24 protein-coding genes are annotated in these 22,294 nt (G+C 62.4%); 12 read left to right on the top strand and 12 right to left on the bottom strand.

Translation table 11 applies throughout. The features are described from left to right. Positions 1–70: 70 nt before the first annotated feature. Both AC1D1B_RS11640 and AC1D1B_RS11645 read right to left on the bottom strand, forming a co-directional pair. Positions 71–946: an AraC family transcriptional regulator gene (locus AC1D1B_RS11640; protein ID WP_477332238.1), complete on the bottom strand. Its 876-nt coding sequence runs from the start codon at positions 944–946 to the stop codon at positions 71–73. 364 nt (positions 947–1,310) lie between these two features. Continuing rightward, positions 1,311–2,213, bottom strand: a complete 903-nt coding sequence (locus AC1D1B_RS11645; RefSeq protein ID WP_477332240.1) for an NAD(P)-dependent oxidoreductase — start codon at positions 2,211–2,213, stop codon at positions 1,311–1,313. Between the two features lie 207 nt (positions 2,214–2,420). On the opposite strand from AC1D1B_RS11645, the gene AC1D1B_RS11650 reads away from it, so the two are divergent. After that, on the top strand, positions 2,421–3,161 hold the full coding sequence (locus AC1D1B_RS11650; protein WP_477332242.1) for a FadR/GntR family transcriptional regulator: 741 nt from the start codon (positions 2,421–2,423) through the stop codon (positions 3,159–3,161). Positions 3,162–3,187: 26 nt separating this feature from the next. Here AC1D1B_RS11650 and AC1D1B_RS11655 read toward each other — a convergent pair whose 3' ends face one another. From AC1D1B_RS11655 to AC1D1B_RS11675, 5 genes are all read right to left on the bottom strand, one after another. Beyond that, positions 3,188–3,910, bottom strand: coding sequence for an ABC transporter ATP-binding protein (locus AC1D1B_RS11655; protein ID WP_477332244.1), 723 nt, complete (start codon positions 3,908–3,910; stop codon positions 3,188–3,190). Next, the gene (locus AC1D1B_RS11660; RefSeq protein WP_477332246.1) at positions 3,907–4,629 is read right to left on the bottom strand and encodes an ABC transporter ATP-binding protein; all 723 of its coding nucleotides are present in this window, start codon (positions 4,627–4,629) and stop codon (positions 3,907–3,909) included. Before AC1D1B_RS11660 ends, AC1D1B_RS11655 begins: the two co-directional genes overlap by 4 nt. Next, the gene (locus tag AC1D1B_RS11665; RefSeq protein WP_477332248.1) at positions 4,626–5,636 is read right to left on the bottom strand and encodes a branched-chain amino acid ABC transporter permease; all 1,011 of its coding nucleotides are present in this window, start codon (positions 5,634–5,636) and stop codon (positions 4,626–4,628) included. The genes AC1D1B_RS11660 and AC1D1B_RS11665 overlap by 4 nt, the downstream gene beginning before the upstream one ends. Next, positions 5,633–6,505, bottom strand: a complete 873-nt coding sequence (locus AC1D1B_RS11670; protein ID WP_477332250.1) for a branched-chain amino acid ABC transporter permease — start codon at positions 6,503–6,505, stop codon at positions 5,633–5,635. Before AC1D1B_RS11670 ends, AC1D1B_RS11665 begins: the two co-directional genes overlap by 4 nt. Positions 6,506–6,579: 74 nt before the next feature. Next, positions 6,580–7,794, bottom strand: coding sequence for an ABC transporter substrate-binding protein (locus AC1D1B_RS11675; RefSeq protein ID WP_477332252.1), 1,215 nt, complete (start codon positions 7,792–7,794; stop codon positions 6,580–6,582). A gap of 186 nt (positions 7,795–7,980) precedes the next feature. Between AC1D1B_RS11675 and AC1D1B_RS11680 the strand changes: the two genes are divergently transcribed. After that, complete coding sequence (locus AC1D1B_RS11680; RefSeq protein WP_477332254.1) at positions 7,981–8,967, top strand: aldo/keto reductase; 987 nt, start codon at positions 7,981–7,983, stop codon at positions 8,965–8,967. A gap of 140 nt (positions 8,968–9,107) precedes the next feature. On the opposite strand, the gene AC1D1B_RS11685 is transcribed toward AC1D1B_RS11680, so the two are convergent. Beyond that, complete coding sequence (locus AC1D1B_RS11685) at positions 9,108–9,479, bottom strand: hypothetical protein (protein ID WP_477332256.1); 372 nt, start codon at positions 9,477–9,479, stop codon at positions 9,108–9,110. Between the two features lie 88 nt (positions 9,480–9,567). Between AC1D1B_RS11685 and AC1D1B_RS11690 the strand changes: the two genes are divergently transcribed. The 4 genes from AC1D1B_RS11690 (at position 9,568) to AC1D1B_RS11705 (ending at position 11,510) form a co-directional block, all read left to right on the top strand. Continuing rightward, positions 9,568–10,155, top strand: a complete 588-nt coding sequence (locus tag AC1D1B_RS11690; protein ID WP_477332258.1) for a TetR/AcrR family transcriptional regulator — start codon at positions 9,568–9,570, stop codon at positions 10,153–10,155. Positions 10,156–10,265: 110 nt separating this feature from the next. Continuing rightward, on the top strand, positions 10,266–10,847 hold the full coding sequence (locus AC1D1B_RS11695; RefSeq protein ID WP_477332260.1) for a DUF308 domain-containing protein: 582 nt from the start codon (positions 10,266–10,268) through the stop codon (positions 10,845–10,847). A gap of 119 nt (positions 10,848–10,966) precedes the next feature. After that, a complete protein-coding gene (locus AC1D1B_RS11700; RefSeq protein ID WP_477332262.1) occupies positions 10,967–11,176 on the top strand; it encodes a hypothetical protein in 210 nt (69 codons plus the stop codon). A gap of 64 nt (positions 11,177–11,240) precedes the next feature. Then, positions 11,241–11,510, top strand: coding sequence for a PilZ domain-containing protein (locus AC1D1B_RS11705; RefSeq protein WP_477332264.1), 270 nt, complete (start codon positions 11,241–11,243; stop codon positions 11,508–11,510). 236 nt (positions 11,511–11,746) lie between these two features. Here AC1D1B_RS11705 and AC1D1B_RS11710 read toward each other — a convergent pair whose 3' ends face one another. The 3 genes from AC1D1B_RS11710 to AC1D1B_RS11720 all read right to left on the bottom strand — a co-directional run bounded on the left by AC1D1B_RS11710 (position 11,747) and on the right by AC1D1B_RS11720 (position 14,177). After that, a complete protein-coding gene (locus AC1D1B_RS11710; RefSeq protein ID WP_477261331.1) occupies positions 11,747–11,938 on the bottom strand; it encodes a hypothetical protein in 192 nt (63 codons plus the stop codon). Between the two features lie 616 nt (positions 11,939–12,554). Beyond that, positions 12,555–13,499, bottom strand: a complete 945-nt coding sequence (locus tag AC1D1B_RS11715) for a DMT family transporter (protein WP_181057316.1) — start codon at positions 13,497–13,499, stop codon at positions 12,555–12,557. Between the two features lie 258 nt (positions 13,500–13,757). Then, on the bottom strand, positions 13,758–14,177 hold the full coding sequence (locus AC1D1B_RS11720; RefSeq protein ID WP_477332266.1) for a VOC family protein: 420 nt from the start codon (positions 14,175–14,177) through the stop codon (positions 13,758–13,760). 291 nt (positions 14,178–14,468) lie between these two features. Between AC1D1B_RS11720 and AC1D1B_RS11725 the strand changes: the two genes are divergently transcribed. Next, positions 14,469–16,469 carry an AI-2E family transporter gene (locus tag AC1D1B_RS11725; protein WP_477332268.1) on the top strand — a complete coding sequence of 667 codons (2,001 nt, stop codon included), beginning with the start codon at positions 14,469–14,471 and terminating at the stop codon, positions 16,467–16,469. 232 nt (positions 16,470–16,701) lie between these two features. Next, entirely contained in the window at positions 16,702–17,184 is a 483-nt protein-coding gene (gene greA / locus AC1D1B_RS11730; protein WP_477332270.1) for a transcription elongation factor GreA, read from the top strand. Positions 17,185–17,384: 200 nt separating this feature from the next. Here greA and AC1D1B_RS11735 read toward each other — a convergent pair whose 3' ends face one another. Next, complete coding sequence (locus AC1D1B_RS11735; RefSeq protein WP_477332272.1) at positions 17,385–18,074, bottom strand: GntR family transcriptional regulator; 690 nt, start codon at positions 18,072–18,074, stop codon at positions 17,385–17,387. Between the two features lie 293 nt (positions 18,075–18,367). Between AC1D1B_RS11735 and AC1D1B_RS11740 the strand changes: the two genes are divergently transcribed. From AC1D1B_RS11740 to biuH, 4 genes are read left to right on the top strand one after another with little or no spacing between them, the layout of a single operon-like run. Next, positions 18,368–19,495 (top strand): BMP family ABC transporter substrate-binding protein, encoded by a 1,128-nt coding sequence (locus tag AC1D1B_RS11740; RefSeq protein WP_477332274.1) that lies wholly within the window; start codon positions 18,368–18,370, stop codon positions 19,493–19,495. Positions 19,496–19,522: 27 nt separating this feature from the next. Continuing rightward, the gene (locus AC1D1B_RS11745; RefSeq protein WP_477332276.1) at positions 19,523–20,647 is read left to right on the top strand and encodes an ABC transporter permease; all 1,125 of its coding nucleotides are present in this window, start codon (positions 19,523–19,525) and stop codon (positions 20,645–20,647) included. After that, positions 20,647–21,573 carry an ABC transporter permease gene (locus tag AC1D1B_RS11750; RefSeq protein ID WP_477332278.1) on the top strand — a complete coding sequence of 309 codons (927 nt, stop codon included), beginning with the start codon at positions 20,647–20,649 and terminating at the stop codon, positions 21,571–21,573. The genes AC1D1B_RS11745 and AC1D1B_RS11750 overlap by 1 nt, the downstream gene beginning before the upstream one ends. 14 nt (positions 21,574–21,587) lie before the next feature. Beyond that, positions 21,588–22,289, top strand: coding sequence for a biuret amidohydrolase (gene biuH / locus AC1D1B_RS11755; protein ID WP_192257706.1), 702 nt, complete (start codon positions 21,588–21,590; stop codon positions 22,287–22,289). The last annotated feature ends 5 nt before the right edge of the window (positions 22,290–22,294 follow it).

The following is a 22,294-nucleotide window of genomic DNA, read 5'->3' on the forward strand; positions in this document are numbered from 1 at the left end:
CCGCAACCAGTGGTCCCAGAGCGAAGTCAGGCTGCTACGCGTCATGTCTGCTAGGGGTCACCCCACCGCGCTATTTCAGCGGCAGAAACAGCTCAAGCACGACTTCGCGCACCGGCCCGTTCGGGATGAACGAAAAGTGCCGCTGGCAATACACCGGAAAGTCGCGCGCTTCCTCGCCGCTGGCCGGAAGCCATTCGCGATAGAGGTAAAGTGCTGCCGGTTCGAGATTGTTGGTGTTGCCGGGATAGCGCAGCACCGCGCAGCGGCCGCCGGGGATCACGCCAGCCTTCATCTGCGCGTCCTCGATCGGCTGATCGGTTCCGGCACAAATGTCCATGCTGTAGTCAGCCGGATTCGCCGGCTCCCGTTCGGACCGGAAGATGTTAAAGGTCGAGCTTGTCTCGGGCGACAGGCCGGCGGCCTTGCGCCAGGCGATGAAGCGCTGGATGGTGTCCTGGAGCGTCGCGCGGTCGCCGCGATGCTCCATGATCGCCACCGGTGTCGGCGGCACATCGCGGATCATCACGTCGTCGTGTTCGAAGATTATCTGCATGAGCGTGGTCCTTGCTTTTTCGAGCGGCCCGAAGGCCATGAGCCACGACCCCCAGTCGGGAGACTTCCGGAACGACGAAGGCGATTGCCCGAACCGTTGCCGGAAGGCGCGGGCGAAGGCATCCGGTGCGTCGTAACCGGCATCCATCGCTATGTCGGTGACGCTGTGGGCGTCGCTCTCGGCAAGCCGGTATGAAGCGCGCTTCAGGCGGGCGAGCTGGACATAACGATGCACGGACACCCCGAAGGTTGACGTGAACTGCCGGTGGAAATGGAATTTCGAGAACGCCGCGACGCCGCTCAACGCTTCCAGGCCCAGATCGCCGTCCAGATGCTGGTCAATGTGGTCCAGCACCCGCTGCATTCGGGCATGGTAGTTTTCAAGTGGCGTCATCAAACGTCTCGTCCTGCGTGGCGACACCAGATAGCCGCCGCCTGATATATCGCGCTCGACCGATCTTGCGGTTTGACATGGATGCACGGGTAGCCGCCAGTGGGGGGATTGCAGGCGCGGCTGATCTGTCTAAAGCGCACTCGCGCAGCTTAATCGCATATGGCGGCGCCGGCCCCCACTCCGTCTCGGCTTCGCCGAGCCACCTCTCCCCCACAAAGTAGGGGAGAGGAAATGCCAAGCTTTTCAACGCAGCGACCTTGGAGATTGGCATTTCCTCTTCCCCCATGAAATGGGGGAGAGGTGGCTCGGCGAAGCCGAGACGGAGTGGGGGAGCGCCCTACGTGATTTCACGCCAAGGGCGATATCATTCCGCCGGTTCCACCAGCGATACCCCATTCAACCCCGCAACAATATCCGACAGCGCCGGCACGAACTTCTCGCCGTGCCCGGTAGTAACAGCGGTGGCAAATCCATTCCGCACTGCCGCGCCGATCGGGTTGGCGATGCCGGCGGCCTGGGCGAAGGAGGCGAGGTAGGTCATGTCCTTCAGCGCATTGACGATGGCGAAGCGCTGGGCGTTTTCGTTGCGGTTGAGGACGAAGTCGAAGAAGGCCTGGTAGAAACCGCAATCCATGCGGCTGCCCGAGATGACGCTGTTGAAGACTTGCGGCGTCAGCCCGGCCTTGGCGCCCAGCGTCAGGGCTTCGGAATAGATCGCGGAATAGCCCATCGAGACGAAATTGTTGAGCAGCTTCATGGTGTGGCCGCTGCCGGTCGGGCCGGTGGAGACGACGCGCGCTGCAAAGGCTTCCAGCACCGGCCGCGCGCGGGCGACGATCTCGGCCGAACCGCCGACCATAACGTCGAGCTTGCCCTCAGCGGCTTCCTTGGGCGTGCGCGCCAGCGGTGCGTCGATCAGCGTTATGCCTTGTGTGGCGAGATCGGCGGCAAGTGCCGTGGTCGATGAGGGATTGGAGGTTGAGCAGTCGATGATCAGCAGCGGCTTTCCTGCTGCAGCAAGGCCGTCCGGACCCTTGATCAGCATCTCGACTTCGCGCGAACCGGTGACGCACAGGATGACGATGTCACAGGCGGCGGCGAGTTCGCGCGGGGTTGCCGCTTCGGTGGCGCCGGCCGCGATCAAGCGGTCGGCGGCGGTGCGGCTGCGGTGCACATGCACCGTCAGCGGCCAGCCCTTGCGCAGCAGATTGTCGGCCATGCCGGCGCCCATGCTGCCCAGGCCGATGAAACCGATGCGTTCCTTCATGCAATCCTCCTATCGCCCGCGCCTGCAGGCTGAAGCGGTTCACCGTTTCACGGAAACGGCGAGCCACTTCATCTCGTTGTTGTTACGCAATTCCGGACGGGAAAACCGCCCACACTTTTCCCTGGAATTGCTCTGGCCTTTCGTCACCTTGCGGCGGGCACCTGTCGATGCAATCCTTTGAACAAGAATCGAACCGGAGTCGCGCCGATGGCGGAGCCCATGACTTTCGATGCCATACCGCAGGCGCCCAATCTCAGGACCGGGTTGGTCAACACGCTGATCGCGCAGATCGAATCCGGCGACCTTGCGCCGGGCCAGCGGCTGCCGACCGAACAGGAGATCGTTGCCGCGACCGGCGTCAGCCGCACCGTGGTGCGCGAGGCGCTGGCGGCGCTGCGCGCCCGCGGACTGATCACCACGCGCCAGGGCCTCGGCGCCTTCGTTGCCAAGGATCCGCTGCCGAAGACGTTTTCCGTGCTGCCCGACGATCTCGAATCGATCGACGAGGTGCTGCGCGTGCTCGAACTGCGCATGGGCATCGAGGTGGAAGCGACCGGCCTTGCCGCCGAGCGGCGCAGCGATGCGGCACTGGCACAGATGAGTGCGCGGCTCGACGCGCTGGAAGCGGCGGTGCGCGCCGGCGGCTCCGGCTCGGAAGAGGATTTCGGTTTTCACCGTGCCATTCTGGCGGCGACGCAGAATGGCAATTTCACCCGGCTGTTCGACACGTTCGGCAGCGCCATGATCCCGCGCCAGTGGACGCGGCTCGACCGGATGACGGAACCCGAGCGGGAAAAATATCTCGACCGCATGCAACGCGAGCATCGCGCCATTCTCGGGGCTATCGAGGCCAGGGACGTCAGCGCGGCGCGCCGCGCCATGCGCAGCCATCTGACCAAGAGCTATGCCCGCTTCGAGGATTTGCGCGACAAAGCTGTTCACGAATAAGGGGCAAGTCACGACTGATTGCTTGCTCATCCGGCGACACCGCCGAGATAGAGTTCGCGCATCAGCGACATGTCGCGCAGTTCGGCGATCGGGCCGGAGACGACGATCCTGCCGTTTTGCATGAGATAGCCGCGTGACGCCACGGCGAGCGCCAGGCCGGCATTCTGCTCGACCAGCAGCACCGATGCGCCGAAGCGCTCGCCGATGTCCAGAATGATCGCCTTGATCTCCTTGACCAGCAGCGGCGACAGGCCGAGCGACGGCTCGTCCAGCAACAGCACGTGCGGCCGCGTCATCAGCCCGCGCGCAATGGCCAGCATCTGCTGCTGGCCGCCGCTCAGCGAGCCGCCCCGGTCGCGCTGCTTGGTGGCGAGGATCGGGAAGAAGGAGAGCATCGTTTCGAAATCGGCTTCGACCGCGGCCTCGTCGCGGCGGGCATAGGCGCCGAGGCGCAGATTTTCCTCGACCGTCATGTCGACGAAGATTTTTCGCCCTTCCGGCACCAGCACGACGCCACGCCTGGCCATGACATCGGCGGCAAGGCCGGTGACGTCTGCGCCATCGAAAGCGATGCTGCCGGCGCGCGGCTTGATCAGGCCGGCAATGGCCTTGAGCAGCGTCGACTTGCCGGCGCCGTTGGGGCCGAGGATGGTGACGATCTCGCCTTCGGCCAGGGTCAGCGAGACGCCGCGATTGACGATGGTCGGGCCATAGCCGGTGATGACGTCGGAGACGGCAAGCAGGCTCACAGCTCGCCTCCGAGATAGACGTCGAGCACCTTGGGATCGGCCAGCACGGCCTCAGTCGGCCCGTCGGCGATCTTGGAGCCGAAATCGAGCACGGCAAGGCGCCGGCACAGCATCTGCATCAGCTTCATGTCGTGGTCGATGACGCAGACGGTGATGCCATGGCCGGGAAGCTGGCGCACCAGCCCGACAAGGGCGGTGGTTTCGCGGTCGTTGAGGCCGGCGGCCGGTTCATCGAGCAGCAGCAGCGACGGCCGCGTCGCCAGCGCCAGTGCCAGGCCGAGCAGGCGCAGGCTGCCGAAGGGCAGCACGCCGGCTTTTTCACCGGCAAGGGCGCTCAAGCCGACAAAGTCGAGCAGCGCCTGCGGCGTCGGCCATGGGCCGGCGCTGCCGGTGGCGCGCGCGTGTTCGCCGGCTATCTGGACATTTTCCAGCACGCCCAGCCCGGCAAAGGCCATGGCTTGCTGGAAAGTGTAGCCGATGCCGGTCCGCGATATGGCATGCGGCGCGAGGCCGGTAATGTCGCGGCCACGGAACAGCACGGTGCCGCCGCTCGGTTTGTGGACACCGGTGACGACGTTGAACAGAGTCGTCTTGCCGGAGCCGTTAGGGCCGACGACGCCGAGAATTTCGCCCTCCTCGATGGTGAGGTCGACGCCGGCAAGGGCGGTGACGCCGCCGAACTGTTTGCTGAGACCGCTGATGGCCAGGATCGGGCTCATTGGCGCGCCTCCGAAGGTGCGGCATCGCGCCGGTCTGTCTCAGGCTTCGGCTTGCCTGCAAAGAGGCCGCGAAGGGCACGCACGATGCCGCCGATCAGGCCGTCGGGCAGAAGCATGATCACGGCGATCAGGCAGACACCGTAGACGATGCGCGACTGCACTGGATCGAGGTTGAGCACCTCCGGCAGGAAGGCGACGAGGATGCCGCCGGCGAGCGGTCCTTCGATCAGCCTGGCGCCGCCGATCATCACCATCAACGCGAGGTAGATGCTGGGGAAGGAGGAGAATTGCGACGGCGAGATGTGGCCGAGAAAATAGGCGAGCAGCACGCCGGAAATGCCGGCAAAGACGCCGCTGACGACGAAGGCCCCGATCTTGTGCCGGCCGACATTGATGCCGAGCGAAGCCGCCAGCTTTTCATTCTCGCGGATGGCGCGCAGCGTGCGGCCATAGGAGGAGTGGATGATCGCCCAGCTCGCCACAGCGGCGATCGTGACGAAGGCCACCACCATCAGATAGTAGCGGGTGAGGTCGGTCATGTCGGCGCCGAACAGGGTGACATGATCGGTCAGGTCGAGCCCGGTCGCCGCCCCCGTATAGTCGCTGCCATTGGTAAGCACGATGGCGAGCAGCTGGCCGAAGGCGAAGGTCATGATGACGAAGTGATGGCCGCCGACGCGCAGCGACGGAATGCCGACGATCATGGCGAAGACGGCGCTCGCGATTGCCGCCACAGGTAACGCCAGCCAGAAGCCGACGCCGAAGTCGCGCGCGAGGATCGCTGAGGCATAGGCGCCGACGCCGACCAGGGCGGCGTGACCCATCGACAATATACCGGTCTGGCCGAACAGCACCGACAGGCCGTAGAGCGCAATCACGTTGATGCCGGCCGAGATCGCCAGCGACAGGAAGCGGTTCGAGGGCGAGGCGAGCGGCACCAGCGCGATCAGCGCCAGGATGACCAGCACGGGAAGCAGCGAGCGCAACGCCTTCGGGGCGATGCTCATGATGCCATCCTCGGTCCGCTGGTACCACCGAACAGGCCGTGCGGGCGCACGATCAGCACCAGGATCATCAGCACGAAGGAGTAGGCGTCGGTCCATTGCGAGAAGCCGTAGCCGGCACTGAAACCTTCGACGATGCCGAGGATGAGGCCGGCGGCGACGGCGCCATAGATGTTGCCGAGCCCGCCGATGAGAGCGACGGCAAAGCCCTTCATCACCATGGTGCCGCCGGTGAAGGGCGTGATCGGAAACAGCGAGATCAAAAGCGCCCCGCCAAGCCCGGCAAGCGCGCTGCCGAGCACGAAGACGCCGGTGATGTAGCGGCGCACCGGAATGCCCATCAGGGCGGCGGTGTCGCGGTCCTCGACGCTTGCCCTGAGTGCGCGGCCGTAGCGGCTGGCGGTGATCATGCGAAAGCTCAGCGCCACGACGGCAATGGTGATGAGGATGACCATGACACGCACGGAGGCGATGCGCACGCCGCCAACTTCCCACACCGTGGTCAGCGGGCGCGGAATGCTCTTCTGGTTGGGGTTCCAGAACAGCACGACAACATGCTGCAGGACGACGATGAGACCGAGGGAGACGATGAAGCCATTGGTCGGTCGCTCGAGTGTGAAGCGGAACAGGCCGCGCTCGAGAACATAGCCCATCAGTCCGACCGCCAGGATCGCCAGCACTACGGCCAAGGGGAAGCCGAGACCGGCGCTGACGGCAAGCCAGGTGACGATGCCGCCGATCATCAGGAATTCGCCATGGGCGAAATTGATGATGCCGGTGAGGCCGAAGATCAGCGTCACGCCGATGGCAATGAGCGTGATGACGCTGGCGATGGAAAGGCCGTTGAGGATTTGCTGGATGAAAATATCCACGGCGATCGAGACCTGCTGCATTTCAGAAATGAGAAGCTGGCGGCGTATGGCGCCGCCAGCTCTGGGATGATGCCTCAGCTCTTCGGCGCTTCGGCCGGCGGCTGCTGCATCGAGCAGGAGATGTCGCCACCGGGCGCCGCGGCGCAGACTTCCGTTGCGTGGGTGACCTGGTGGGTCGGATTGAAGGTCAAATCATCCGAGACCACGCCCTGATGGTGCAGGCTGAGCAGCGCCTCGACCGTCTTGTCCGGATCGAAGCTGTCGGCCTTCTGCCAGGCTTCGACCAGGAAGTGGACATAGTCGTGGTAGAGCAGCGACACCGACGAGGTCACGCCATGCGGCGCTCCCGCGGCGAAATAGGCGTCGAAATAGGCCTTGGACTTCGGGTTGGAGGATTCACCCCAGCACACCGGCACGCAGCTCATCGCCACCGGCACATCGGCGGAAAGCTGTTTTTCCTTCCAGATGCCGGGGTCGACACCGAACAGGAAGTAGCTCTTGGCCGCGCCCAGTTCGATCGCCTGCGGCAGCGCCGTCAGCGTTGAATCGCCATTGTACCAGAAGTGGATGATATCCGGATTGAGGCTCTTGGCCCGCGTCAGGAAGGGCGAGAAGTCGGTGGTATCAGGCGGGTAGAAGATGATGTCGGGGACGTCCTGGCCCTCGGCCTTCAGCGCCTTGAAATAGTAGGACGACAGGAACTGGCCGGTGGCGTCGTTGCCGACGATCATCACCGACTTCTTGGGCTTGAAGCCGAGCAGCGGCTCGAGCAGGGTCAGCACGCCGCGCGCGGTCGAGCCGGAGCGCTGGAACTCCTGCGGTTCGGACTGGAAGAGATAATGGTCCTCGCCGCCCGGCTTGACGGAGTCCGGCGTCAAGATTTTCGCCAGTGTCGAATTGCCGGCGAAATGGATGATCTTGGCCGGCTGGGTGATCTTGGCCATGGCCAGCGTGAAGTCATGCGTTTCGGATCCGAAGATCGCCTGCACCTTGACGTCGCGCACCAGCTCCTGGGTGGCGGCGATTGCGGTGGCGATATCGGTGCGGTCATCGCGCTTGACCATTTCGAGCTTGTAGGTCTTGCCGCCGACCTTGAAGCCGCCGGCATCATTGATCTGCTTGACGGCAAGGCCGACACCGGCCGGCAAGGTATGGCCGGCGGAGACGAACGAGCCCGACTCGGCGGCGACGACGCCGATCTTGACGATGTTGTCTTCGGCGAGCGCCGGATGGGCAAACGCGCCAAGGCATAAGGCCGCCGAGGCGGCCAGTTTCAGAACAGTTTTCAACTTGAGATCCTCCCGACTCCAAATCATTGCAGTCTTACCGGGTTGTCATACAACCCTGTAATCTGGTAAATCTTACAGAAGGGGATGTCAATCGCGTTGCCATGCGATATGAGGCTCCCCGAAAATCGGAATCATGGAGCCGGCCTAGCCGGCGAAGCCGGCGAAGCCGCAGTCAGGAACAGCGAGATGCATTCACGGAAATTTGGCCGGACCGGCCGTACTGTCAGCGAGATCGGCTTCGGCGCCTGGGCCATCGGCGCCGCCTGGGGCGAGGTCAATGACGACGACGCGGTCGCCGCCCTGCATGCCGCTCTCGATGCCGGCGTCACCTTCCTCGACACGGCTGACGTCTATGGCGATGGCCGCTCCGAGAAGCTGATTGCCAGGGTGATGAAGGAACGCGGCGGTGCCCGCCCGTTCATCGCCACCAAGGCCGGACGGCGGCTGCCGAAGCAGAGCGTCGAAGGCTACAGCGTCGAGAACCTCAACAGCTGGATCGACCGCAGCCTGAAATACCTCGAGACCGACACGCTCGACCTGGTGCAGCTGCACTGCCCGCCGACCGATCTCTATTACCATCCGGAAGTTTTCGAGCGCCTCGATAGGCTCACCGAGCAGGGCAAGATCCGCAATTACGGCGTCAGCGTCGAGCGTGTCGAAGAGGCGCTGAAGGCGATGCAATATCCCGGCATCGTCAGCGTGCAGATCATCTTCAACGCCTTCCGCCAGCGGCCGGCCGAACTGTTCTTCGACCAGGCGAAAAAGAATGATGTCGCCATCATCGCCCGCGTGCCGCTGGCCAGCGGACTTTTGTCGGGCAAGTTCAAGGCGGACACCAAGTTCGACAGCACGGACCATCGCCTGTTCAACCGTAGTGGCGAAGCCTTCGATGTCGGCGAGACGTTTTCGGGCGTGCCCTATGAGGTCGGCCTGGCGGCGGTCGAAAAGGTCCGGCCGCTGGTGTCAGGCGACACGACGATGGCGAAATTCGCGCTGCGCTGGATCCTGATGTTCGACGCGGTGACCGTGGTCATCCCCGGCGCCCGCAATCCGGCGCAGGCGGTTTCCAATGCGGAGGCCGCTGCGCTTGCACCGCTGTCGAACGAACTGATGGCCAAGGTGAAGGCGATCTACGACCAGGACATCAAGCCTTACGTGCATCAGCGCTGGTAGTGAAATGCCTGCAGCCTTGACGAGACCTTGGGCTCGTCAAGGGCGGGCCCAGCCGAAGAGGAAGCTCCTCTGCGGCGCTGTACAGTTGGTCGCCGCTGTCCTGGCCGCGCGCGGTGGGCCGCCGTCCATGAACGCCAAAACTAGGGCCGTGTCAGGACGTTGAAAATGCCGACGCCGACGATCGCACACAAGACTGTGACCCCAAGTCCTCCCGCGATGATGCACCACCAGGCGCGGCCGTTTCCCTGAAGCATGGGATTCAGTTTCAGCATCCGTCGCGCCCGCAATCCTTGGTAAAGCGCATAGGAAGATCCGAAACCGGCGAGCCAGACAATGGAATATACGATGCCCCGCGTGAGCATGCTGTTGAGCTTGGCTTGCTCAACCGGCAAACTTGCACTCTCACTATCCATGCTTCGACCCGTTTTTGCGAACCGCGTGCTCGGTTGACTCGTGCGTTTGTTGTCGAGCCGTTTTTGAGATTTGTCGAGCCGTTTGGAGAAGCTTCGCACACGCCCGGCATCCGTCTGCCTTTGCGTATATCTCCCTTGCCTGGAAACTGCGGTTGACAACAGTCCTACTAGTAGGTAGGTAGCCACCATGAGCAATCTTGTGATGACCTCCGATCAGATACTAGCATCAGCGCGAACCTTCATCGTGGCGGGTGGCTACAACGGATTCAGCTATGCCGATATCGCCGGCGAGGTGGGGATTCGCAAGGCGAGCATTCACCATCATTTCCCCAGCAAGGTGGACCTTGTTCGCAGCCTTGTGGCGCGCCATCGCGAGCGTACCGAGATCGGCATGGCAGATCTGGAAGGTAAATTCCCTGGTTCGCTTGCACTTCTTCGAGCCTATGCTGGGCACTGGGCAAAATGCATTGAAGACGCGAGCGTCCCGTTTTGCGTTTGTGCGCTGCTTGCCAGCGAACTCCCGGCACTCCCGCCTGAAGTTGCCGTCGAGGTGCGGGCCTACTTTCGATTTCTGTCGTCCTGGTTGACCAAGGTCATGGAGCGGGGCGCTGAACAGGGGGCACTCAAATTCGCCGGCTCTGCCGGGCTGGAGGCTGAGACCTTCATGGCAACTGTCCATGGCGCGATGCTGTCGGCGCGTGCCTATGGCAACCCCGCTGTCTTTGACGCCATCCTGACGCCGGCCGTGCAGCGTCTATCGGCGAAGGTTCACTAACAGGGAATTTCCGCGAGAGAAGGGCGAGCCCTCCATCGAATTCCCGCAACGCGTTCATCCAGCCTACCTTCTAGTAGGTATACCAAGCCAAACACGAAAGGAAAATCACAATGCTTGCCAAGACGAATGAAACCAACCTTGTCCAATCTTCCTGGCTGAAGAGCTACTATTTCACACGCTTTGCCGTGGCGGCCGCCTGGGTCTTGCTCGCGTTCACGGTCGCCAAGTCAATGCCGTCCCTGGCAGCCATCATGCTGGTTGCCTATCCCGCCTGGGATGCGCTGGCCAATTTCGTCGACGCCCGGCGCAGCGGTGGATTGAACCGGAACAAGACGCAGCTGCTTAACTTTGTCATCAGCATCGTCACCACCGTCGCGGTCGCCATCGCTCTCGGCAAAACCATGGATGCGGTGCTGGCCGTGTTCGGCGTCTGGGCGGTCCTGTCAGGCCTTTTCCAGCTCGCCACCGCGATCCGACGCTGGACGTCCGGCGCGCAGTGGGCAATGGTGCTGAGCGGCGCCCAGTCGGCACTTGCCGGTATTTTCTTTGTGAAGATGGCGGGCAGTGCGGAGGCGATCGACATCACCAATGTCGCGCCCTATGCCGCGTTCGGCGCCTTCTACTTCCTGGTCTCCGCTGTCTGGCTGACGGTGAGCGACGCACGGCGCAAGTCGGCACAGGCCGCCGGCTAAGAGGCCAACCGCTCGTCCGAAATGGGGTTTGAGGTTAGCGCCGCCTGGGCGCCCTCAACAGTTGAGTTGAGTTTCCCGGCCGCGGTCGTATGGTCGTTGACTGCGGTGGAGGACAACGAGTGACGATTCGAAGCAAAGCCACGGAGGCTGGCATTTTGCGACCATCCGAACTTGAGCTGTTGGGGCGTGTATTCCAGCAGCTTAAGCTCGACGGTCAATCGCCAGAAGCACGCGGCGCTATCGCATCCCGGATTATCGCGAACTATATGGCCGGCGTGGTCGACGAAGCCGAGCTCGTCGCTCTTTCGAGGCAACCGCTGGGCCGGTAGTGCGCTGCCATCCTGCGTTTCGGAATGAAGGGTTTCAGTTCGTCAGATCAGAGGAAACAAGGCAATGCCGACTGACCCACCAATAGAGCGACGATCGCATATCCGTGACCTTGTTCTGAAGGAAGCGACAATCCAATCCGGCGACGCCACTATCAATTGTTTCGTTTGTAACCAGCACGCTCACGGTGCGGAATTGCGGGTGAAGGCCGACATCGCAATTCCCGACCGTTTCGTGCTTCACGTCCCTGTAGATCACACCAGTTATCGCGCCGTGGTGCGGTGGAGACGGAAGGAGCGACTTGGAGTGCAACTTGATGCGGGAAGGCAGACATAGATGGCGGTAGCCGTGAAGGATCAAGAGCGCGTTCGCTAGGGCTGGATGTACGCCAAGAGGCCATCCGCCAGTGGATCGGCGTCTTGCGTGACATCTCGGGTAACCTTGAGCCTTCCATAAACATCGATCCCAACATGCCTAGCCCGGTGGTCCGCAATGCCTCAGACGGCGAGCGCGAGCCGAACGTCAATGCGAGGCGTCCAGCCGTTCCATTGCCTCATACAACTACTGGTGGTCTACAATCGCTTGAAGTCCGCAAGCCCCAACCGTATTCGCTGACCTTCCGCATAGGCCAGTGCGAACGATTCCAGATCGAATGATCGGGTCAGTTCCTGGTCATCCTCGACCACGCGGACGAACCATTCGCCGCAGGCCTCGATCACTTCAACACAGGGGCAAACCCAGACGTTGAATGTTACATCATCCATTTCGCACTGCCTCCCGCGCAATGTGGACAATCACGAATTTATGGGACCGCCGAAATCAGTTCTTCAAGTAACAAAAGTCTTTAAGGGTCTCGACCAAACTCAACCGCGAACCCGCGCCTTCTCCCTACACGGAAGAAGCGCGCAGGCCGCCGGCTACCCCACCCCGCCAAGCAATGGGATTATCTGCCGAGGGACCGTCGCCAGCAATAAAGTTTGACATAGTAGGGCGAAAATCCTGCGACGAGGCAAATCTCGCGATAACCCACCCACCTCTGCGATCAAGAAGGATCGGGAGCGCGTCACCTAGGGCTGGATGTACGGCGCGCCTCGTCCGCGTGGCGTGCCGCTCAGCGCCGCAATGGGAGGTTTGCCGGGTGTCAGAACCTGACTATGCCTTGCGATTGGAGAAGGTAGAGGACGACCAAGACATGCGACGATTGCGATCCAGCCGGATGGTCGGCTCATAAGGCGATCCTCATTACCAAAACCTGGTTGCGTCCGTCAGGTCGGCTGCAACCATGAGACGGATCAACGTCGCAAGGCGTGAACTCGTTCCAGCTATCCGGCTGGCAGGGCGATCGCGCAGCTTGTCAAAGTTGCGTTGTCGGTTTGGTGGTTAAGCTGGCCTGGGTTTGATCACGGTTGCAAGTACGATGCCGGCGACGATGAAGGCCGCACCGACCAGATCGTAATCGTGCAACTCCTCGCCGAGCAGCAGATAGGCGAGCACAGCGACGAACACCGTCTGCAGGTAGAGCAGCATGCTCGCCCGGCTCGCACCGAGCGTTTCCACGCTTTTGTTGTAGAGATAGTACATCAAGGCGCCGCCAGGACCTGCCAGATAGGCGAGCGCGAGAATGCTGTGGACGTTCATGGCGGAGCGTTCGTCGTTGAACAATTCCCACACATGGAAAGGCAAGGCGACCAGTGCACCGGCGCCGAGCAGCAGCACGACCATCGGCAGGAGTTCGATGCCGAATTTGGCACGGCGCAAAAGCACGGTGTACAGGCCCCAGCAGAACGCGCTGCCGACGATCCACAGCTCGCCGGCGTTGAACTTGAGTTGCAGCAGCGCCGTCAGGTTCCCGTGGGCAACGATGAAAATCATCCCGGCGAGCGCAACCAACGCGCCAAGCGACTTCCATAGCCCGAGCGGCTCGCCAAGCACGAAACGGGCGAGCACCATCGTCATGACAGGCGACAGCGCCATGATGATTCCGGCCGTGGTGGCGTCGGTGTCGTTGAGGCCATGGTAGATCATACCCTGGCACAGCGTGAGGCCGATCGCCCCCACAGCGATGACCTCCGCGGCGCGCGTGCGCAAAAGCCCGATCATCGCGTCGTGATGACGGTGCACAATCGGGAGCAGGATGGCGCAAGCAAGCGTCAGCCGCCAGAAGCAGAGGCCCCAGGGCGGCATCTCGGGCGCCACCCATTTGGCCGCGATATAGACACCAGCCGAAAGCAGCCAGCAGAGGACGGCGGCCGGATAGCCGGTCAAGGAGGATATGGGCCCGACCTCAGGTTGCGCGGCTTGATGCGCTATCGGCATTGCCTGCATGTCATGCCCTCTCCTTCGATGACGTAGGCCCGACGAGGGCAACATAGCCTGCGTCGTTGGGTTGTGCATCCGTTTTGAAAGGATGAGGTCAAAAGGAATCTGCGCTCGGCCCTTAATGGGGCGAGGAGGTTCTTTCCCGCGAGTGACGACCGGAACGGGTCAACTCACGACATCGGACATTGGACGTTCAACGTCCGCTATCGTTGCTCATTCGACGAGAAGCGGGCCCACTGCCTTGAGGCTGATCGAGTAACTATGTCAGTCCGCCATGTCGCCAGAAGGCCTTGCGGAAACGTCCATCCACATCGCGCCCACGGCATGGCCATCGGGATCAGCGAGGTCGCGGGTATACATGAACCCATGATCTTCGATTGGATTGATGTCGGCGGTGCCACCGTTCGCAGCAGCTGCGGCGGCCATCGCATCGACCGCCTCGCGGCTGTCCAGGGATAGCGCCAGCATTACCTCGCTGGACGTTGATGGCGGGATGGGGCGCGTGGTCATAGTCTGCCATTTTTCACGGCTCAGCAGCATAAAGTTGATTTCTTCACTCCATACCATCCCGGCAGCCGTCTCACTGGTAAACTTGGGATTGTTCTTGAACCCGAGAGATTCATAGAACGCCATGGATGCCTTCACGTCGGTCACCGGCAGGCTCACAAAAATCTTCTTGCTCATCGATCATTCCTTTGGCTGTTGAGATACCAGTTCAGCGAGTGGCGCCTGCTTTAAGACGGTTGACCGCCCACAGACCCGAAACAGCATCTCAACTTTTTAGATCGCCAGCGCAGTGGCACAGATGCCGATGAGCGGCATATGCGTTCACTTGGAGAAGAAATCGAACAGGCCCGCCAGGCGTGAGGGGGAAAATCTGGAGCCTGCAAGCTGAAAAACGCATGTATTCGACCCTGCTAACATTGCCCGGCAGTCGAATGGGTCTAACTATCGTGAGGCAACGGGGGAAATCAGGTGGCCGCCAATCGTCGAAACGACATCCCATCGCCCGAGCAAGGGTTAGGACGAATTCTGGCGGCCGGGACTGCCCATCCGCGCACGGCTCTGCCCACCGTCGCAACTGTCGTCACGACGGTTGCCGCGCTGTATTTCGGTCGCGAGGTCTTTCTCCCGATTGCCATCGCGCTGCTTTTGACCTTTGCGCTGGCGCCTGTTGTTTCCGGGCTGAAACGTACCGGCGTGTCCCGCCTGCCTGCTGTTCTTCTGAGCGTGATTGGCGCATTCGCAGCCCTGGGCCTGTTCAGCTTCATTGTGGCGACCCAGGTTAGCGAGCTTGCCCAGAACATTTCAGCCTACCAGACAAACATCCTGACCAAGGTGCGTTCCCTCAAGGAAACGGGCGTTGGTGGCGGCATCATTGCCAGGCTAAGCCGGGTGATCGAGCGTGTCGGTCAGGAGATCGATAAACAGGACGTGCCGCCGCCTGCGGCGGAAAAGCCCCGGCGCGAACCTGTTCCCGTCGAGATCGTCGCGCGTGAGCGACCACTCGAGGTCTTGCAGAACATCATCGGACCGTTGATCAGCCCGTTGGCATCGGCTGGCCTGATCATCATCGTGGTCATCTTCATGTTGCTCGAGCGCGAGGACCTGCGCGACCGGTTCATCCGCCTGGTCGGCTACGGGGATCTCCACCGCACGACAGAAGCATTGCAGGACGCCGGCAAGCGAGTTGGCCGCTATCTGCTCATGCAATTGGTGGTCAACATTGTCTACGCAATACCCATTGCGATCGGGCTTTGGGTACTCGGCATTCCCAACGCGCTGCTGTGGGGATTGCTGGCACTGGCGCTTCGCTTCGTTCCCTATATCGGCCCGGTGATAGGCGCGCTGCTGCCATTGTTCCTCGCCTTGGCCGTGGCACCCGGCTGGTCGCTCGTGCTGTGGACCGCTGCACTGTTCATCGTGATGGAACTGGTAACCGGCAATGTCGTCGAACCGTGGCTCTACGGTTCGCGCACGGGACTTTCCCCTTTGGCTATCATCGTTGCTGCGATCTTCTGGACATGGCTGTGGGGGCCGCTCGGCCTGGTCCTCTCGACGCCGCTGACAGTTTGTCTCGTCGTCCTCGGGCGACACGTTCCGCAGTTCGAATTTCTCGACGTCCTGTTTGGCAACGAGCCCGTCCTCGAACCTTACGCCCGGCTCTATCAGCGGCTCCTGGCCGGCGATCCCGACGAGGCCACTGACCATGCCGAGGAGATCCTCGAGGAGAAGTATCTGATCGATTTCTACGACAAGGTCGCCATTCCTGCTCTCCTTTTGGGCGAGCAGGACCGCATGCGTGGCGTGATGGGCGATCAGCAGCAAAGGCAGGTGGCGGCGAGCGCCCAAATTCTTGTGGCAAATCTTGCCGAGGATGCACAGGAAGAAGCAAGCGAGGAAGATGAGCCGACAGCCGCCGCGGAAGGCAGCGCGAGCAAGGAACCAGATGGCGTCGAGGAGGAAGAGATCGAGTTGCCCGATGGCAAGGGCATGTCGGTGCTTTGTGCCGGCGGTCGCGGGGAACTCGACGACGCCGCTGCCGCCATGCTCGCTCAGGTGCTGGAGGTGCAAGGTGCAACAGTGGCGAAGGCGAGTTTCGCCGATATGGAGCCGGCAGGTATTCGTCGTCTCGAACTAGGGACGATCGACACCGTCGTGGTCGGGTTCCTCAATCGGGACTCCCTCAAGCATGCTCGCTTTCTGGTCCGCCGACTGAAACGCGCCAAGGCAGGATTGAGAATTGGGGTTGTGTTCTGGTCGGACGCGGAGCAGGGCGATGCCGGGCAAGAAGGGCAAGCTCTGGCCGCCGACATCAGCGCCGATTTCGTAGCCCACGGCATGGTCAACGCTGTGCTTGGCGCGCTGTCTCCAGCGCCGGCCGTTCCCCTCAAAGTCATTTCGAAACGCCGCGATCGACGCCGTCCTGCTCCTCGAAAACGTGTCCCGGCTCAGGCGACGGCCGCAACAGCCTAGCCACGACGCTATGTCTCAGGCTGCTGCGCCGGCGCTGGAATGTCAGGTCCGATCGGCGGAGCGTCGATGGTGCGAGACTCGCGATCGTGCTGATGCTGCTCGGCCCATGGCAGGTTCATCAGCCACGGCTCCGGCCGCCCGATCCAGAGTTCGTAGCCCAGATTGTTGCAGCTTTACTGTCAGCCCTACGCTATCTGATTAATGACGGTGTTCGACAGGGAGTTTTGACCAATTGAGCGTAGCATTTGCCAAGGAGGAAAGCGCCGAGGCAGCGGCGGAAACCATATTGCCGGCTCGGCCTATCTCCGATCGGATCAACCTCGTCACTGAGGCGGGGCTTAAGATGCTGCAGGATGAATTGGCTCGCGCCCAGCAGGCGCTCGAGGCCGCTAACGTGCTGGAGGATGTCAACGAAAGGCGGCGGCAGTCGGCGGTTCCGGTTCGAGATATGCGCTATTATACCGAACGCGTTCGTACGGCTCAGCTTATGTCCGTGCCGACGTCCAATGAAGTGATCACCTTCGGTCACACCGTTACCTTCGAGCGTGATGATGGCCGCACTCAGACCTTCCGCATCGTCGGTGAGGATGAGGCCAACCCGTCTCAAGCTTCCATATCGCATGGTTCACCGGTTGCCATCGCGCTGATTGGCAAAACCGTTGGAGATATTGTCCATCTGGGTCAGCGCGAACTCGAGATCCTGTCCATCTCTTAGTTGGACGTCGGGGGAAGGCCACGACCGAATTGCCGTGGGCGCAACATGGTGGTTGCAAGGCGGCTACTCAGGACCAATGGCCGATAACGGACAGGCAGATTCTGGGGTGCGAAGAGCATAGCGGACGTTCCGCTCGGTGCGAGGGTCTCGGGCTGGCCCAAAGCAGACTTTGGCCGCCGGTCGTTTGGAACTTTGCTTTTTCAGGTGGCGGCAAGCGGCATTGTCGTACTTGCGTCCTTCGTCTGTTCGCCAACGGCAAACACAGCGCTCGCTTCGCTGACGATCGAGACGTGATCCTTGGCAGCCTTGCCAGCGGCATTGCCGTCGCCACGCATGATTGCGGTGACAATGGCATCGTGCTCCTGCCAGGATTTGGCGAGCCGCCCCGGCAGCATGAATTGCGCCCGGCGGAAGGGTGCCAGGCGGCCGCGCGTCATCACCGTCATTTCGTAAATATGCGTGTTGTGGGCGCCCCGGTAGAGCCGGCTATGGAACTCGGTGTTGAAGTATTCATAATCCTCCTCGGCGCCCAGCTGAACCAGCCGCGCTGAGCCCTGATGCTCGATCTCGAGCGCGCGGCGCTCGATGCTGGTCATGCGCTCGGCGGAAAAGCGGGCGCAGATCGCCTCCAGTTCGGCCATGCTTTCGAACATCGAGGCGAGATGTTCCTGCGTCACCACCGCGACGATGGCACCCCGATTGGGACGCCTTTCGACCAGACCCATGGCACTGAGGTGACCGAGCGCCTCGCGCACCGGCGTGCGTGAGACGTCGAAGCGGGCGGCCAGCGATGCCTCGTCGAGCTTTTCGCCGGGACGCAGGAAGCCGGTGACGATGCGGTCGCCGATCGCCCTCACCATCTGATCGACGGTTGTGCCTGACCTGATCAAGCCGCGCTTTCCCGACACGTCTCCTCCGTCCAGTCTTTTTGCAGGGTTGGCCCGCGGGCCAGTCCCGACTCGGGGCCGCCTCACTCTATGCCTTTATTTTAATCTACATGTCAAACTGGCTATTTTCAAGGCAAAAAGTGTATGCAATTGCCCTTCGCTTGTGCAGACAGGCTCGGCGCCATAACTGATTCTATTGCATAAATTAAGATTTTTAAACTGGCACATTGATTGCATGCACTTTCCTGAGAAGGCGTTAACCGACCTGGAAAAGGTCCTACAGGGGAGCATAAGAGATGACCGACAGATTCATGCTTAACCGCCGCCAGCTGCTCAAGACCTCCGCCGCCGGTGCGGCACTCGGTCTTGCCTCGGCAGCCTTTCCAGTCAGCAGGGCCTTCGCTGCGGCCGCCACAGTCGGCTTCATTTATGTCGGGCCGAAGGATGACTATGGCTACAACCAGGCGCATGCCGAGGGTGCGGCGACGCTGAAGGGCATCGAGGGCATCACCGTCGTCGAGGAGGAGAATGTGCCCGAGACGGTCGATGTCCAGAAGACGATGGAATCGATGATCAATCTCGACGGTGCCTCGCTGATCTTCCCGACCTCGTTCGGCTATTTCGATCCCCACATGCTGGCCATGTGCAAGAAGTTCCCTGACGTGCAGTTCCGCCACTGCGGCGGCATGTGGGACAAGGCCAAGCATCCGATGAATGCCGGCTCCTATTTCGGCTATATCGGCATGGGCCAGTATCTCAACGGTGTGGTCGCCGGCCACACCTCGAAGAGCAAGAAGCTCGGCTTCGTCGCCGCCAAGCCGATCCCGCAGGTGCTGCTCAACATCAATTCCTTCCTGCTCGGCGCGCGCTCGGTCGACCCGACCATCACTTGCCAGGTGATCTTCACCGGCGAATGGTCGCTGGCGGTCAAGGAAGCGGAAGCCACCAACGCGCTGGTCGATCAGGGTGCCGACGTCATCACTTGCCATGTCGACAGCCCGAAAGTGGTGGTCGAGACGGCGGCCGGCCGCGGCGCCTTCATCTGCGGCTATCATGCCAACCAGAGCCCGCTGGCGCCGGAAAAATACCTGACCGGCGCGGAATGGAACTGGGCCAAGGTCTACAAGATGTTCGTCGACGACCTCGTCGCCGGCACGCCGCTGCCCAATTTCACCCGCGGTGGCCTGGCCGACGGTTTCGTCAAGATGAGCCCGCTCGGCCCCGCCGTCGGCGAGCCGGCGCGCAAGCAATTCGATGCCACGCTGGCCGAGATGATGAAGGGCGGCTTCGCCGTCATCAAGGGGCCGCTCAAGAGCAACAAGGGGGTGGTCGTCGCCACCGAAGGCCAGGCCTTCGTTGAGACCGCCATCGAGCTCGAAAGCATGGACTATCTCGTCGAGGGCGTCGTCGGTTCGACCGCCTGAAGCTGAACGCGCGCACGGAGACGGGCCATGGCAGATACGGTCAGCAGCGCGGATGCACCGGCGGTGTTCGGCGCCAGGGGATATCCGCCGGCGCTGGAATGGATTGCCCGGCGGGCGGAAGTCTTTGTCATTCCGCTCGCGGCGCTGGTCGTCGGCATGGTCCTGTTCAGCCTGTTCATTGCGCTGGTCGGCAAGTCGCCGCTCCAGCTCTATGAAACCATGTGGCGCGGCGGCTTTGGCTCGTGGTTCTCGATCCAGAACTCGCTGTCGCGCGGAGCCCCGCTGCTGCTTGCGGCGCTCTGCGTGGCGCTGCCGGCGCGGCTTGGCCTCGTCGTCATCGGTGGCGAAGGCGCCATCGTTCTCGGCGGCGTCGCTGCCGCTGCCACAGGCGTGGCGCTGAGCGGCGCGCCATCATCAATCGTCATTCTTGCCATGGGCGTGGCGGGCATGGCCGCCGGCGGCATCTGGATCGGTGCCGTCGGCGCGCTTCGCCACTACCGGGCCGTCAACGAAACCATCTCCAGCCTGCTGATGGCCTATATCGCCATCGCCCTGATGAACCATCTGGTGGAAGGGCCGCTGCGCGATCCTGCGTCGCTCAACAAGCCTTCGACCCAGCCGCTGGCCGACGCCTACCGCATCGGCAACATTCCCGGCATGGAGGTGCATTGGGGCCTCGTCGTCGGCATCGTCGCCTGCATACTGTCCTGGTTGCTGATCGAAAAGACCCGCTGGGGCTTTGCCGCCCGCATCGCCGGCGGCAATGTCAGGGCAGCTCAGGTGCAGGGGCTTGCCGTCGGACCGCTGATCGTCGGCTTCACCGCGCTTGCCGGCGGCTTCGCCGGCCTTGCCGGCATGCTGGAAGTCGGCGCCGTGCAAGGCAGCGCCAATGCCTCGCTCGCCGCCGGCTACGGCTATACCGGCATTCTCGTCGCCTTCCTTGCCCGTCACAACCCGCTGGCCATCATCCCGGTCGCCATCCTGCTTGGCGGCATCAACGCGTCCGGCGGCCTGATCCAGCGCCGCATGGACCTGCCCGACGCCACCGTGCTGGTGCTGCAAGGCATGCTCTTCGTCGTCATCCTGTTCAGCGAAACCTTCTACGGCCGCTTCAAGGCCTTCAATCCCGACCTCTGGAAGAGAGGCGCCTGATGGACGCAACCGAGATCGGCCTGTGGGGCGTTCCGCTCGCCATACTTGGCGGCGCCATCCGGGTTTCGACACCCTTCATCTTCGTATCGCTTGGCGAGGCCATCACCGAACGGTCCGGCCGCATCAATCTCGGCCTGGAAGGCACGCTGGTCTTCGGCGCCATGACCGCCTATGCGGTGGCGGTGATGACCGGTTCGCCCTGGCTCGGCCTGCTAGCGGCCGCCGCGGCAGGCCTCTGTTTCGGCCTGTTCCACGGCTGGATCTGCAAATTCCGTGGGGTTAACGACATCGCCATCGGCATCGCCCTGATGCTGCTCGGCTCCGGCCTCGCCTTCTTCTTCGGCAAACCGTTCATCCAGCCCTCGGCGCCTGACCTGCCGGCCATCCCGTTCGGCGGCTGGTCCGATATTCCGCAGGTGCAGGCGGCGCTCAACGTCAATGTGCTGTTCCTGATCGGCGCCGCACTGGCGGTGTTTCTGTGGTGGGCTTTCCGCAACACTCGCGCCGGCCTGATCCTGCGTGTGGTCGGCGACAGTTCCGACGCGGCACGCGCCATGGGCCTCAACCCCAACACCGTGCGCCTCATCGCCACCGGCCTCGGCGGCGCGCTGGCCGGCATCGGCGGCGCCTATCTGTCGCTCTACTATCCCGGCAGCTGGACCGAACGCATTTCGTCGGGCCAGGGGCTGATGGCGGTGGCGCTGGTCATCTTCGCGCGCTGGAACCCACTCGGCTGCTTTGCCGCCGCCCTGCTGTTCGGCGGCGCCGGCGCACTGGGACCGGCGCTGCAGTCGGTCGGCGTCACGCAAGGCTACTATCTGTTCTACGCCGCGCCATACATCCTCACCCTGATCATCATGATCGCCACCTCGTCACCGAGCCGTTCGCTTGCCGGCGCGCCGGGCGAATTGTCGATCACCAAGTAACTGGAGTTTTTGCCATGAACGCCAGAGCCGAGATCACCCAGCGCTACATCGACGCCGACCCCTATCCATGGCCCTACAATGGCGAGCTTCGCCCCGATAATACGGCGCTGATCATCATCGACATGCAGACCGATTTCTGCGGGCCGGGTGGCTATGTCGACCATATGGGCTACGACCTCTCGCTGGTACGGGCGCCAATCGAGCCGATCAAGTCGGTACTGTCGGCGATGCGGGCGAAAGGTTACACAATCATCCACACGCGCGAGGGCCACCGGCCCGACCTCGCCGACCTCCCGGCCAACAAGCGCTGGCGCTCGCGCCGCATCAATGCCGGCATCGGCGATCCCGGTCCTTGCGGGCGCATCCTGGTGCGCGGCGAACCCGGCTGGGACATCATCCCCGACCTTTACCCGGCCGAAGGCGAGCCGATCATCGACAAGCCGGGCAAGGGCTCGTTCTGCGCCACCGACCTGGAGCTGATCCTCAACCAGCGCGGCATCGAGAACATCGTGCTGACCGGCATCACCACCGATGTCTGCGTGCACACCACGATGCGCGAGGCCAACGACCGCGGCTTCGAATGCGTCATGCTGGAGGATTGCTGCGGCGCGACCGACTACGGCAACCATCTCGCCGCGATCAAGATGATCAAGATGCAGGGCGGCGTCTTCGGCGCGGTGTCGAATTCGGCGTCCTTCGTCGCCCAGTTGCCATGAGGTTC

This window comes from Mesorhizobium sp. P2_C5_2 (genome assembly GCF_056404535.1).